This is a genomic window from Nocardia harenae NBRC 108248 (assembly GCF_001612885.1).
Taxonomy (GTDB): Bacteria; Actinomycetota; Actinomycetes; order Mycobacteriales; family Mycobacteriaceae; genus Nocardia; species Nocardia harenae.
The window spans coordinates 12,615-24,851 of sequence record NZ_BDBH01000014.1; the positions used below are offsets into that span (position 1 = coordinate 12,615).

At 73.2% G+C, this 12,237-nt stretch carries 14 protein-coding genes; 6 read left to right on the forward strand and 8 right to left on the reverse strand.

Features of this window, described 5'->3' with window-relative positions:
• Positions 1-176: 176 nt before the first annotated feature.
• Positions 177-323: a PIN domain-containing protein gene (locus NH2_RS25000; RefSeq protein WP_174552876.1), complete on the reverse strand. Its 147-nt coding sequence runs from the start codon at positions 321-323 to the stop codon at positions 177-179.
• A 38-nt stretch (positions 324-361) separates the two neighbouring features.
• Positions 362-892 carry a DinB family protein gene (locus NH2_RS25005; protein ID WP_067659344.1) on the reverse strand — a complete coding sequence of 177 codons (531 nt, stop codon included), beginning with the start codon at positions 890-892 and terminating at the stop codon, positions 362-364.
• Positions 893-987: 95 nt separating this feature from the next.
• On the opposite strand from NH2_RS25005, the gene NH2_RS25010 reads away from it, so the two are divergent.
• The gene (locus NH2_RS25010) at positions 988-1,938 is read left to right on the forward strand and encodes a helix-turn-helix transcriptional regulator (protein WP_067659347.1); all 951 of its coding nucleotides are present in this window, start codon (positions 988-990) and stop codon (positions 1,936-1,938) included.
• 120 nt (positions 1,939-2,058) lie between these two features.
• Here NH2_RS25010 and NH2_RS25015 read toward each other — a convergent pair whose 3' ends face one another.
• Positions 2,059-3,282 carry a lipase family protein gene (locus NH2_RS25015; protein WP_067659350.1) on the reverse strand — a complete coding sequence of 408 codons (1,224 nt, stop codon included), beginning with the start codon at positions 3,280-3,282 and terminating at the stop codon, positions 2,059-2,061.
• Between the two features lie 213 nt (positions 3,283-3,495).
• Positions 3,496-3,990: a hypothetical protein gene (locus tag NH2_RS25020; RefSeq protein ID WP_157103958.1), complete on the reverse strand. Its 495-nt coding sequence runs from the start codon at positions 3,988-3,990 to the stop codon at positions 3,496-3,498.
• Between the two features lie 491 nt (positions 3,991-4,481).
• Here NH2_RS25020 and NH2_RS25025 point away from each other — a divergent pair, with 491 nt between their 5' ends.
• Complete coding sequence (locus NH2_RS25025; RefSeq protein WP_157103959.1) at positions 4,482-4,775, forward strand: hypothetical protein; 294 nt, start codon at positions 4,482-4,484, stop codon at positions 4,773-4,775.
• 31 nt (positions 4,776-4,806) lie between these two features.
• On the opposite strand, the gene NH2_RS25030 is transcribed toward NH2_RS25025, so the two are convergent.
• Together NH2_RS25030 and NH2_RS25035 are read right to left on the reverse strand one after the other, a co-directional pair.
• Positions 4,807-5,814: a DUF3349 domain-containing protein gene (locus NH2_RS25030; protein WP_084505867.1), complete on the reverse strand. Its 1,008-nt coding sequence runs from the start codon at positions 5,812-5,814 to the stop codon at positions 4,807-4,809.
• 57 nt (positions 5,815-5,871) lie between these two features.
• Positions 5,872-7,374, reverse strand: a complete 1,503-nt coding sequence (locus tag NH2_RS25035) for a phytoene desaturase family protein (protein WP_067659359.1) — start codon at positions 7,372-7,374, stop codon at positions 5,872-5,874.
• Positions 7,375-7,505: 131 nt separating this feature from the next.
• Between NH2_RS25035 and NH2_RS25040 the strand changes: the two genes are divergently transcribed.
• Positions 7,506-7,928, forward strand: coding sequence for a nitroreductase family deazaflavin-dependent oxidoreductase (locus NH2_RS25040; RefSeq protein ID WP_067659363.1), 423 nt, complete (start codon positions 7,506-7,508; stop codon positions 7,926-7,928).
• A gap of 34 nt (positions 7,929-7,962) precedes the next feature.
• On the opposite strand, the gene NH2_RS25045 is transcribed toward NH2_RS25040, so the two are convergent.
• The gene (locus NH2_RS25045) at positions 7,963-8,793 is read right to left on the reverse strand and encodes a helix-turn-helix transcriptional regulator (RefSeq protein ID WP_067659366.1); all 831 of its coding nucleotides are present in this window, start codon (positions 8,791-8,793) and stop codon (positions 7,963-7,965) included.
• Between the two features lie 100 nt (positions 8,794-8,893).
• Between NH2_RS25045 and NH2_RS25050 the strand changes: the two genes are divergently transcribed.
• Positions 8,894-9,892, forward strand: a complete 999-nt coding sequence (locus NH2_RS25050) for an aldo/keto reductase (RefSeq protein ID WP_067659369.1) — start codon at positions 8,894-8,896, stop codon at positions 9,890-9,892.
• A 102-nt stretch (positions 9,893-9,994) separates the two neighbouring features.
• Here NH2_RS25050 and NH2_RS25055 read toward each other — a convergent pair whose 3' ends face one another.
• Positions 9,995-11,188 (reverse strand): hypothetical protein, encoded by a 1,194-nt coding sequence (locus NH2_RS25055; RefSeq protein WP_157103960.1) that lies wholly within the window; start codon positions 11,186-11,188, stop codon positions 9,995-9,997.
• 218 nt (positions 11,189-11,406) lie between these two features.
• Here NH2_RS25055 and NH2_RS29045 point away from each other — a divergent pair, with 218 nt between their 5' ends.
• On the forward strand, positions 11,407-11,550 hold the full coding sequence (locus NH2_RS29045) for a hypothetical protein (RefSeq protein ID WP_157103961.1): 144 nt from the start codon (positions 11,407-11,409) through the stop codon (positions 11,548-11,550).
• Between the two features lie 509 nt (positions 11,551-12,059).
• Positions 12,060-12,236: a hypothetical protein gene (locus NH2_RS29320; protein ID WP_169811533.1), complete on the forward strand. Its 177-nt coding sequence runs from the start codon at positions 12,060-12,062 to the stop codon at positions 12,234-12,236.
• Position 12,237 lies beyond the last annotated feature (1 nt).

Here is a 12,237-nt window from a genome sequence, read left to right on the forward strand (position 1 = left end):
TCCACCGTAGCCCGTCCGGGCGACAGATGATGCCCGACGAGCGAAGAGCGAGGTTTGCCGCACTATTGCCCGCCAGCGCATGCGGCGCCGCCCGAAGGCCGGCGCGCCCTCGCCGCCCGCAGGTGGTCTGATCACCGCGGGCCCGGTCGCCACCTACCTCGGCGCACTGGAGAGCGCTACTCCCAGGGATTGATCACCGGCACACCGGTGGCCCGAAATGCCGAATCCCGCGTCGCCACGCTCATCCCCGCCGCCTTCGCCGTCGCGGCGATGTAGCCGTCGTAGCGTCCGATGGCGACCCCGTCGGCCCTGGCGGTGGCCATGAGCTCCACGTACGCCTCGGAGCAGGCGCGCCCCGCGCTCAGCCCATGGTCTTCTGACCGTCCAGCGACTCCCGGATGATGTCGGCGTGCCCGGCGTGCTGCGTGGTCTCGGCGACGATGTGCATGAGCACCCGGCGCCCGGACCAGGCGGACTCCTGGAACCAGGGCGCGGCGGGGAGGGTGAGCGCGGCGTTGAGGTCGACGGTGGCGACGAGAGCGTCGGTGCGGTCGGCGACCTGCTGGTAGGTCGCCAGCACACCGGCGAGCGTCTCGCCCGGGAGGAGCTGGAAGTCGAGGCCGCGCTGGGCGAAGTCGGCCTCGGTCATGGCGTCCATGTCCTTCATGGAGGACGGGTCGGCGAGGAAGTCGGCCCAGCCGCGCTCGGTGGCGGCGACGTGCTTGATCAGCCCGCCGAGCGTGAGCTCGCTGGCGGTCGAGCGCTGCCCGGCCTGCTCGTCGGTGAGGTTCTGCACGGTGAACCGCAGGAAGAAGCGGGCCTTGGCGAGCATGGCGAGCAGGTCTTGGCGCTCGGCGTCGAGCACGGCGGGGGCGGCGGCGGAGGTGGTCATGGCTGGCCTTTCGGTCGAGTTGTTCCGGCTTCGAGAACTACGCTAAAGCCCATTGCGGCCATTTTCCGGCCGCAATAGCGCGCAGAATCGAGAACATGGCCAATACCAGCACCCGGACACTGCGGCTGCTGTCGCTTCTGCAGACCCATCGCTACTGGCCGGGCGGCGAGCTCGCCGACCGGCTCGGCGTCTCCCCCCGCACCCTGCGCCGCGACGTCGAGCGGCTGCGCGAGCTCGGCTACCCGGTGCAGGCGAACCGCGGCGTCGACGGCGGCTACCAGCTCGCCCCCGGCGCCGCGCTGCCCCCGCTCATGATCGACGACGAAGAAGCCGTCGCCCTGGTCATCGGGTTGCAGACGGCCGTGCACGGCGGGGTGGCCGGGGTCGCCGAGCCCTCGATCCGCGCGCTGGCCAAGGTCGTCCAGGTGCTCCCGCCGCGGCTGCGCAAGCGGGTCGACGCGCTGCGCGCCATGACCGTCCCCGCCACCTGGGGCGCGACCGGCACCGGCCCCGACCCCACCGTGCTCACCGCGCTCGCCGCCGCCTGCCGCGACACCGAGCGGCTGCGCTTCGGCTACACCGCGGCCGACGGCCGCAGCGCCGACCGGCACACCGAGCCGCACCGCCTGGTCGCGCTGGGCAGGCGCTGGTACCTGGTCGCCTACGACCTGCACCGGCACGATTGGCGCAGCTTCCGGGTGGACCGCCTCACCGAACCGCGCGGCGACGGCACCCGCTTCCGCCCGCGCGAGCTGCCCGCCGCCGACGCCGCCGCCTTCGTCCGCACCGCCGTCGAGCAGGTGCCGCGGCCCTACCGCATCGAGGCGGTCGTGCAGACCTCGGCCGACGTGGTCAGGGCCAGGATCGGCCGCTGGTGCACCGCCGAGGAGATCGACGCGCACAGCTGCCTGGTGCGGATGACCGCCGACTCGCTGGAGTGGCCGATCATGGGGCTCGGCTCGCTGGAGGCCGACTTCACGGTGATCGAGCCCGCGGAGCTGCGCGACCGGCTGCGCGCCTGGGGCGAGCGCTTCGGCCGGGTCTGACCGCTACCCGCCCAGCAGCGGCAGTCGCTCCGTCCATGAGCAGGCCGCCGGTCGGAATCCATCGAATTCTTGCGGAGGGCCACCCGCCGCGCCGGCTGCGGCGGGTGGCCGGTACCGCGATCAGATCCGGTCGAGCAACCAGCCGCACAGCTCCTCGGTGATCTTCGTGTGCGGCTCGCTGGCCGAGGCGAGCACGAAGTCGTCGAAGCCGCTCTCCTCCGGCACCAGCTCGTCGATCGGGGTGTAGAGCTCGGCGTGCGAGTCCAGGTTCCGCACGTCGACGGCGCTCACCGCCGGGACGAAGCAGTGCTCCGGGATCGGGTTCTGCACCCCGAGGCCGAAGATCTTGTTCAGCCCCTCGGCGAGAATTTCGAACCCGGCCAGGGTGCCGCCGGGCGCGCCGTCGATATCCGGCAGGTCGGGGGTGTGCACCTCGTTCTTCGGCACGGTGATCACCCGCAGCATCGCGGCGAGGTCGTCGCCGCCGGTCGGCGTGGTGCGCAGGTCGGTGCCGAAGATCCCGATGCCCTTGCCGCGCAGCGCCGTCTGCCCGGCGCCGATGCCGTTGCCGCGGCCGGTGCCGGGGCCGTTGGCGAGGCCGAGCAGCCGCGGCCGCCGCGGCCAGTCGCCGACCCGGCGCAGCTCCTCCAGGAACTGCACGCGCAGCTCGCTCACGACCGGCTTGTCCGACCAGTCCGCGATGTGCCGCCAGAGCAGCTGCTGCGCCGCCGGGCTGTTCATCTGGTCGGAGAAGCGGCTGTCCAGATCCCGGATGTAGTGCGCGAAGCTCTGCAGCGAGATCGGGATATTGGCGCCCCGGTGCGGGCTGTCGTAGGAGAAGTAGGTGGCGGTCTGGTGGTCGATGCCCTGGGTCTCCAGCGCGGCGAGCGCGTGCCTGGTGACCAGCCCGCCCATGCTGAAGCCACCGACCACCAGCGGTTCGCTGCCGAGCCGCTGGGCGATGGCGCGCATGATCGCGGCCCGCGCGGCGTGGCTGTTGTCCAGGATGGAGGCGCTGCGCTCCAGGAAGCCGAGCAGGATCACGTCCCGGCCCCGCCTGCGCAGCTCGGAGATCAGCGGGTACTCGCCGTTCTCCAGCCCGGTGTAGGAGAACTTCAGCGTGCTCGGCCCGCTGTTGAAGCCGTCGGCCAGGATAACCGGCCGGTTCAGCCCCTGGTGGCCGTGGTTGCCGTAGTAGACCCAGGCCATGCCGTTGGGCAGTTCCCAGGTCTCGTCCGGGTCGGGCGGCTCGACGGCGGGGGCCACGACCGGCCCCGAGCCGAGCAGGATGGGAGGCGCTGCCCGCAGCGCCGCGGCGACATCACGTTCGTTCGGTTCGCTCATTCCAGCTCCCTCACGTCGCTCTTCGACCGCGCCCGGTGGCGCGGCCGGGGTCGAGTCTGGGGCACGCGAGCGCACGCCCGGCGGAACAACCGCAGATCATCGGGGGTTCACCGGCTCGCCGTCGGCGATGGGGGCTATCCGGAAAACGAAGGTTTCGATCGGGGGGCGATCCGCGCGACGACCCTGTCTTTCCGACCGGAAACAATACCGGCGTCAGTGAATGATCGGGAAGTCGTTCTCCCGCACCGAGACCACCACCGCGAGGTCCGCGAACGGCGCGGAGCCGCGGGTGACGCGATGCCCCCAGCGGGCCAGCGAGCCGCGCACCCCGTACTTGATCCGGATCCCCTCGCGCACGGTGTTCAGCACCGAGCCCTCGCCGAAGATGAGCGCCTCGCCCTGCTGCTCCCGCGAGCCGAGCGCCCGCGCCCCGCGCCAGTCGCCCGCCTGCACGATCACCCGCGGATCCCGCACCAGCTGCTCGACCTCCGGCGACCAGGACGACACCCGGAACGCCAACCGGCCGTCCCCGGCGGGCACCACCAGCCGCTTGCGCGTCTCCCGGCGCCCGGGCAGCACCTCGTGCGTGACCAGTACGGTGCCCGCGTCCCACCAGGGCGAGCCGGGGTGCCAGTCGGCCGGGCGGCCGAAGGCTCGCTCCGGCAGGTTCTCCGCTTCCACGCTATCGGCCTCGATCGTCGTCGTCATGGATCCCACCTGCCCCTCCAGCCACATCGGTGTCGCCAGAGCGCTACCCGCGCTACCTCCTCCGAACCCGGCCACGTTTACCCACGCGACCGGTGGCTACATCCTCGTCGACACCAGACCCCCTGCCGGGGCGATACCACCGCGGACCGGGCCGAGCGACTCGACACGACACACCGTTCCGTTCCACCCGCGCCGGCAGGGGCCCTACGGCCGGGGCGCCACCCAGCGTACCCGCGGTGACCGAGCGGCCCGCGCCGCCACCCGAGGCAGTGAGCCCGGTCACCCCACCGGCGCCCCGGCCGCCCCGCCCCGCCGCGGACGCGCCTGCGATCACCTGGCATTTCGCTGCCGTTCATGGTCCGGTTACCGCCAGATCACCGTCTCCGGCGCGGCGCATTGACGTAACACGCCACCGAGAGGTCACGATTGAGAGCGTGACTGCATTGGTTGACGCGTCTTCGTTAGGGGAGAATCTCGTGGATCCGTGGGCTGTGACGAGTCCATCCGACGGTGTGCTTCGCTTCACCAACGCCACCCATTCCCGGGCCGCCATGATCGCCGTCGAGCCGGTCGGCGACGTTCAGCTCGGGCCGGTCGACCCCGGCGACCCCTACACGAGCTTCGTATCGGAGGGGCGCGCGCCGGGCGAGTACTTCGAGCGGCGGGTCACCCGCCGCACCGGCTCCGGCCCGGCCGGGGTCCGGGTGCGCTGGATGATCGCCGGGATCGGCCCGCGCACCTGGGTACACAGCCTCACCGACCTGCCCGCCGAGTCCGTGAGCTGACGGCGCTCAGCACCCGGCCGCGCCTCCGGGGTCAGCGCGAGAGTTCGCCTTGGCGCGGACCGACCGGCACACCGGTCACCGTGAAGACGGTGCGCCTGCCGACCTCGACGGCATTGTCGGCGAAGCGCTCGTAGTACCGGCCGATGAGCGTGAGGTCGACGGCGGCGGCGACGCCGTGGTCCCAGAGCGGGCCGAGCACCGTGGCCAGCAGCTCCTCGTGCAGGTCGTTCATGGTCTCGTCCCGATCGGCGAGCCCGGCCGCGGCCTCGGCGTCGCCGGATTCCAGCACCTCGGCGGCGGCGGCGGCGATCTCCTCGGCGGCCGCCCCCATGCGGGCGACGAGCGGGCGCACCGGCTCCGGGACGACGTGCTCCGGGTGCCTGCGCCTGGCCGCCGCGGCGATGTGCGCGGCGAGCGCGGCCATCCGGCGCAGGTGGGTGCCGAGCTGGATGGCGGTGACCACCTGCCGCAGCTCGCCCGCGACCGGCGATTGCAGCGCGAGCAGCCGGGCGGCCTCGCGCTCGATCTCCGCGCGCAGCGCCCCGGCCTCGGCGGCGAGGTCGATGGCGGTCTCGGCGCTGCTCAGCTCGGCCTGCACCAGCGCGGTGGTGGCCAGCGCGACGACCGCGCCCGCGCGCAGGCACAGGGTGTGCAGCAGCTCGGCCAGCCCGCGCAGGTCGTCGTGGTAACCGACGCGGGCATGGTGCTCGGACGGGCCGTCCGGCAGCACCGGCGGCCGCCAGGTCTCCTCGACCGGCCAGCGCACCGCGTTCAGCCGCTCCCTGACCCGGGCGAGGTCGGCATCGCGCGGCAGCTCCTGGGTGAGCCGGGTGATGGCGACGCCCGCCTCGACCCGATCGGCGGGCAGCGTGCCCTGCGCGACCAGCCCGGCCACCACCTGCTCCACCTCGTCGTCGCTCAACCGGCGGCCGAGCAGCGCGAGCAGCGGCACCCGATCCTGCTCGGGGATGCCCTCCGGGTACCCGGCCCGTAGCCAGTCCACGATCCGGCCGAGCAGCTGTGCCCATTCGAAACTCACGCCATCACGCTCCCTGTGCTCGCCGCCGCGAATGCCCGTTCGGGCGGCAGCGAAACCCTATCCGCAATCGGTGTCCCGCGCCGGGCCGACCAGCCCCGCCACGATCCGCGCGGAGAGCAGCACGAGCGGCAGCCCGCCGCCCGGGTGCGCCGAGCCGCCGACCAGGTACAACCCCGGCACCGGCGCGGTATTGGCCGGGCGCAGGAAGGCCGCGCGCGGCCCGTTGGAGGAGGAGCCGTAGATGCAGCCGCCCGGTGTGGCGGTGCGCCGCTCCAGCTCGGCCGGGTGCACGATCGCCCGGTGCCGGATCCGCTCGCGCACATCGACGCCGCGCTCGGCCATGAGGTCGAGCAGCCGGTCCGCGTAGCGGTCGGCGAGTCCCGGTGTTTCCCAGTCCATGTCGTGCTCGGGAGCGTGCCGGGGCGCGTTCGCCAGCACGAACCAGGCGCCGGTGCCCGGCCCCGGCACGATGGCCGGGTCGTCGGGGGCGCTGATATAGACGGTGGGGCGCCGGACCGGGCGCAGCGGGCCGCGCCTGCCGAAGACCGAGTCGAATTCGTCGTCGTAGTCCTCGGCGAAGAGGACGCAGTGGTGCGGCAGCGGTGGCGGGTCGTCCAGGGCGAGGAGCAGGGCGAAGCCGGAGAGCGACGGGGTCGCGCGGCGCAGGCGGGCGGCGGCGCGCCGGGCGGCGCCCGTTCGGAGCAGCTTTCCGTAGACCTGCCCGGCGTCGGCATTGGCGACCACCAGGTCGGCCGCGCGCCGGGTGCCGTCGGCGAGTACGGCGCCGGCGACCCGGCCGCCGTCGGTGACCAGCCGCACCACCTCGGCCTCCGTCTCCAGCACGCCGCCGAGTTCGAGCAGGCGATCCCGCAGCGCCGTGGCGATCCGGCCCAATCCGCCTGCCACATACCAGGATCCGAAGGCCTGCTCGCTCCAGGGCACCGAGGCCAGCGCGGCGGGGGCGCGGCGCGGGTCGGAGCCGGTGTAGGTGGCGTAGCGGTCGAGGAGGAGGCGGAGGCGGGGGTCGTCGAGGTAGCGGTTTCCGAGGCCGCGCAGCGTCTGCCAGGGGGCGACGGTGCGCACCTGGCGCGGGGTGGCGATGCCGCCGATCATGGTGCGCAGCCCCATCGGGGATTCCAGGAACGGCTCGCGCGTGACGTCCCAGATCTGCTCCGCGCGACGCAGCAGTGCCGACCACTGGGCGCCGCGGCCGGGGCCGAGCGCGGCGTCGAGGGCGGCCGGGATCTCGGCGAGCGTGCCCGGCATGTCCAGCTCGGTGCCGTCCGGGAAGCGGTAGCGCGCCGCGATCGGCAGCCGTCGCAGCTCCAGCACGTCGTGCAGCGCGGTGCCCGCGGCGGTGAAGGTCTCCGCCAGCACGTGCGGCAGGGTCAGCAGCGAGGGCCCGGTGTCGAAGCGGAACCCGTCGAGTTCGAGCACCCCGAGCTTGCCGCCGACCTCCGCCGCCTGCTCCAGCACGGTGACCTCGTGCCCGAGCGCCCGCAGCCGCAGCGCCGCCGCGAGCCCGCCGACTCCCGCGCCGACGACCAGAACCCGGCTCATCCGTCCTCCTTCCCGTTCGCACCCGACTCTACGGGCGGGCCGTTTCGCGCCGCCGCCGGTGGGAAAACCGGAATGTGCCCGTCGATCCGCTCCCGTCTCTGGCCCGCTGGCTCGGCCGTCAGCCATGGGTCATGCGCACCGCCCCGCTCGTCCTGGCCACCGAGCGGGTGCTGCGCGGGGTGAGCGGGAACCGGCTCGGCGTGCTCGATATCGCCGGGTTGCCGACGCTGCGGCTCACGGTGGCCGGGCGGAAGACCGGGGTGCCGCGGGAGACGTCGCTGCTGTACGTGCCGTACGGGGCGGATTTCCTGCTCGTCGGGTCGAATTGGGGGAACGCGGAGCATCCGGTGTGGTCGGCGAATCTGCGAGCGGCGTCGTCGGCTCGGGTGCGGCTGCGCGACGAGGTGTTCACGGTGACGGTGTCCGAACTGGCGGGATCCGCGCGGGAGGCCGCTTGGGCGGCGGCGGTGGAGTTCTGGCCCGGGTATCGGGTGGAGGAGAAGATGGCGGCCGGGCGGCGGTTCCGGATTTTCGAGCTGCGGCGAGTCCGGTGAGTATCGGGGGCGAACCGCGATGTCCTCCGGCTGGTCAGCCCACCACGTGCGCACCCACCACCGCGAGCAGCCGCAACTGCTCCAGCGCCGCCGACCCGGCCGGCGGTGTCAGCACCACCAGATGCTGCCCGTCCGCCGCCGCCAGCACCTCGCAGTCCAGCGTGATCGCCCCGACCCGGGTCGCGAAGGTCTTGCGCTGCATTCGCCGGGCCGCCACCTCGTGCCGCGCCCACAGCGCCGCGAACTCCGGGCTGCACGCCAGCAACCCGTCCACCAGCTCCCGCATATCGGCATCGGAGCGCCGACGCGCCCAGGCGGCCCGCAGATCCGCCACCCGGACCCGGCTGTGCTCCTCGCGTTCGTCCGGCGGCACCAGCTCGCGCGAGCGCGGGTCGGTGAACCACCGCCAGATCGCGCTGGCGGGCAGCCCGGTCAACCCATCGATATCGCCCATGAGCAGCCGCGCCAGGTGATTGCGCGCCAGCACCACCTCGGTATCGGTGCAGACGAACGCCGGCGCGTCCTGCAATCGGTCCAGTACATACAGCAGCGCGGGCCGCACATGCGTGGCCACCCCGCCGCGATCCGGCACAGCGTGCCCCGCCAGCCGGTACAGGTGATCGGTCTCGTCCTGGGTGAGCCGCAGCGCCCTGGCCAGCGCCCGCACCATCTGCGTCGACGGCTGCGGCCCGCGCGCCTGCTCCAGGCGCCCGTAGTAGTCGACCGACATGCCGGTCAGCTGCGCCACCTCTTCGCGCCGCAACCCACTGGTCCGCCGCCGCACCCCCGGCGGAAGCCCGACCTCCTCCGGCCGGATGGCATCCCGGCGGCGGCGCAGGAACTGGGCCAGCGCATCACGGTCCATCTCGCCAGTCTGGCGCAGCGCGGCCCGCGCTGGAAGGGATCGCGAGTCCCTGGTTGCCCGCGTCCTGCCCGCACCGCGACGCCGAGCGGAAACTGGCCGCATGGACACCAAGAACCTCGGGAAAGCGACCACCTCCGCCTTCGGCCTCGGCTGCATGGGCATGTCCGGCGTCTACGGCGCGGCCGACCGCGGCGAGAGCATCGCCACCGTGCACGCCGCCCTGGACGCGGGCATCACCCTGCTCGACACCGGCGACTTCTACGGCACCGGCCACAATGAACTGCTGCTCGCCGAGGCGCTGCGCGGGGTGCCGCGCGAGCGGTACCAGCTGAGCGTGAAGTTCGGCCCGCAGGTCGGGCCGGACGGCGCCTTCCTCGGAATCGACGCGCGGCCGAAGGCGGTCAAGGCGGCGGTCGCGTATTCGCTGCAGCGGCTCGGGACCGACCACATCGACGTGTACCGCCCGGCGCGGCTCGATCCGGCCGTGCCGATCGAGGAGACCATCGGCGCCATCGGGGAGCTGGCCGACGCCGGGTACGTGCGGCACATCGGGCTCTCCGAGGTCGGGTCGGCGACGATTCGGCGGGCGGCGGCGGTGCGGCCGATCGCGGATCTGCAGATCGAGTACTCGCTGGCGACCCGGGGGGTCGAGCGCGACATCCTGGCCACCTGCCGGCAGCTCGGGATCGGCATCACCGCGTACGGCGTGCTGGCCCGCGGGCTGATCGGCGGGCACTGGCGGCCGGGGTCCGGCGGGAACGGGGATTTCCGCCCGCACAGCCCGCGCTTCGGCGCCGAGCACCTGGCGCACAATCTCGCGCTGGTGGAGGCGCTGCGGACGGTCGCGGAGGGGCTCGGCGCCACCGTCGCGCAGGTGGCCATCGCGTGGGTCGCGGCGCGGGGCGGGGACATCGTGCCGCTGATCGGCGCTCGCACCAGGGCGCGGCTCGCGGAGGCGCTGGGGGCGGCGGAGCTGGAGCTCGGCGCCGATCAGCTGGCCGCGGTCGAGGCGGCGATGCCGGCCGGGGAGGTGGCCGGGGATCGGTATCCGGCCGAGCACATGGCGGCGCTGGATTCCGAGCGGGTCACAGCCGGGTGAGGTCGCGGCGGCACGAAATGGCCGCCGCCGGTGCCGTTCTCCGCGACGCCCGTGCCGCGGTGGCGCGGGCCGACGCCGACGCCGCGGAGGGAGTGCGACCGGTCAGCAACCCGGCTGGAACGGGTAGCAGGTCACGGTTCGCGAGGCAGGCGGGGGTGCGGGGACCGGTTCGGGGCGGTCCGCGACGGTCTGGACCGGGAGCGGCGTGCTCTCCCCCGGAGCGGCGTCGTCCGCGGCGGCGCACTGGCTGAACAGCCAGAGGGCGGTGCCGAAGGCGGTCAGGCCGAGCAGGGCCAGCAGGATGGAGGTGAGGGGGCTGCGTTCGCGGGCAACGGAATGCAGAGGGGAGCTCGGGTCCGCATGCGGACCCTCGGTGGTCGCTCCGGCCGGCGGCTCGGCCGGGATCGGGGCAGTTCCCGCGGGCGGAGCAGGGTCGGCCGGCCCCGGTCCGGTGGTGCCGGACGCCGGGTCAGGCGGCGCGGGAACGGTTCCGGCGGCCGGCTGCGGCACTGGCGAACCGGTCGCGGCCCCCGATACCTCCGGCCCTGCGGCCGGCCGCACCCCGCTCGCTCCCGCAGGAGGCTCCGCTGCCGCCGGCGCCGGAGGGGCAACGGCTCCCGCTGTGGGCGCGGTGGCTGCCGCGGCCGCCGGCATGCCGGCCGGACCGGCCACCGCCGAAGCGGCAACGGGCGCGGACGAGCCGGCCGCGGGAAACCCCACGGCGACGAGCTGCTCGTCGGTGAGCCCGTGCTGCTCCCCCACCAGCACATCCAACGCCCCCCCGACCCCCTCCGCCGTCCACGAAACCGCCCGCACCTGATCCACCGCCGCCAGCCGCTCGTACAGCTGATGCGGATCCTCCGCGAGCAAGACATCGGTACCCGCGGGCAACCCCTCCCGATCCACGTTCATGGTGATCGGCACCCCCGCGAACGGCACCACAACGAGCAACCCGAGCACTTCGGCAGCCGAATCCCCGGTGTCGAGAACAGCTTTCACCGCCTCGACCGTCTCGGTCAGCCGATCCAGCGGATTGGTATCCCGCAACCGCACGGCGATCGGATCCCCGGCGACCCCCGCCATCCGCCACGGCTCCTCGGCGGGGCACTGCATCTCCCCCGTCATCGGCTCGGCGGGCATCTCGATATCGATCACCACGCACGAACGCGGCGTGAACACCAGCAGATCCGTGTCCAGCCCCGTACGCAGCACCTTCCGAAGCCCGCCCAGCGCGGGTAACCGGCACCCGGAGACGGCGATCCCGGGCAACTCCCCGGCTTGCAGCCAGTCGATCACCAATTGCTCGGTGTCGGAGACGACTCCACGGCTTCCACGAACGACGAACACCGCAGATCACTCCTTCACGCACGCACCGGCTGCCCGGCTAGCCGGAGCGTTACCCCGGATTCGCCCCGCCAACCGGGCGGCGCTGACGCTCCGGCCATCAAGGGGGCTGACCCGGTTCCTGCCCGGGATCGGGTTTGCCCGTCGGCCCGAGCGGGATTCCGACCGGTATGACGAATCCTTTCGACGACCCCAACGAACCCGAACTCTTCGCGCCGCTCGGCGCCGACGACAATATCGAGGCGCTGACCGAGGCGATCCTGTTCGACGACGACAACTGGATCCGCAACCTCGGCGTACCCGGCTCCGGGTAGGCCGCGCGGAAATGGATTGCGCCCGAGCGCGATCCCGTGTCACCCTTGTTCCCATGATCACGAACACCGGGAAGGCGGTCGCCGCCGCCCTCGGGTGAGCGCCCTGACTCCGTCATGCGCCGCCCGTGGGTGCGGCACCGGATTTCCACTCCCCGCTTCCCCGCTTCCGACGTTCCTTCGCCATGCGCGCCGCACGCGCCGATTCCGATTCGAGGTGATCCCCCATGGCTCGTAGTCTCTTCGCACTCGCCCGTCGCTCGCGCATGCCGGTGACCGATCACCTCGGACAGCCGTATCGCGAACGGTAGTTCCCCACACTTCCCGATTTTCGGCGCGTTACCACCGCGGCCGCCCCTCCGACCTGCGTCCGGACTCGCCGAACGTAGTGCGTGACCAGCGGCGCGAAGCGGACTGCCGGCTGGCCCGCGCCCGCAACCCCCTTGCCCCGCCGCGCGGCGGCGGCGCATGATCGGACGGTCAACCGTCCGCACCACCATCGAGGAACGATCATGCTCAGAACCGTCAGCAGGGCATCCGCCGTCACCGCGATCGCACTGGCCGCCGGGGCGCTCGCCGCACCGGCCGCGCTCGCGGACACCCCGGCCGCCGCGCCGGTCGCCGGCTCGGTCTCCGTCTGCATCAATATCCCGGTGCCGCCGCCGGTCAGCATCAATATCTGCCTGTAGA

Excerpts from the sequence above, each read along its gene's own strand:
- NH2_RS25000 (WP_174552876.1), bottom strand. The coding sequence starts at position 323 with ATGGCCACCGCCAGGGCCGACGGGGTCGCCATCGGACGCTACGACGGC.
- NH2_RS25005 (WP_067659344.1), bottom strand. The coding sequence starts at position 892 with ATGACCACCTCCGCCGCCGCCCCCGCCGTGCTCGACGCCGAGCGCCAA.
- NH2_RS25010 (WP_067659347.1), top strand. The coding sequence starts at position 988 with ATGGCCAATACCAGCACCCGGACACTGCGGCTGCTGTCGCTTCTGCAG.
- NH2_RS25015 (WP_067659350.1), bottom strand. The coding sequence starts at position 3,282 with ATGAGCGAACCGAACGAACGTGATGTCGCCGCGGCGCTGCGGGCAGCG.
- NH2_RS25020 (WP_157103958.1), bottom strand. The coding sequence starts at position 3,990 with ATGACGACGACGATCGAGGCCGATAGCGTGGAAGCGGAGAACCTGCCG.
- NH2_RS25035 (WP_067659359.1), bottom strand. The coding sequence starts at position 7,374 with ATGAGCCGGGTTCTGGTCGTCGGCGCGGGAGTCGGCGGGCTCGCGGCG.
- NH2_RS25040 (WP_067659363.1), top strand. The coding sequence starts at position 7,506 with ATGCGCACCGCCCCGCTCGTCCTGGCCACCGAGCGGGTGCTGCGCGGG.
- NH2_RS25045 (WP_067659366.1), bottom strand. The coding sequence starts at position 8,793 with ATGGACCGTGATGCGCTGGCCCAGTTCCTGCGCCGCCGCCGGGATGCC.
- NH2_RS25050 (WP_067659369.1), top strand. The coding sequence starts at position 8,894 with ATGGACACCAAGAACCTCGGGAAAGCGACCACCTCCGCCTTCGGCCTC.
- NH2_RS29045 (WP_157103961.1), top strand. The coding sequence starts at position 11,407 with ATGACGAATCCTTTCGACGACCCCAACGAACCCGAACTCTTCGCGCCG.
- NH2_RS29320 (WP_169811533.1), top strand. The coding sequence starts at position 12,060 with ATGCTCAGAACCGTCAGCAGGGCATCCGCCGTCACCGCGATCGCACTG.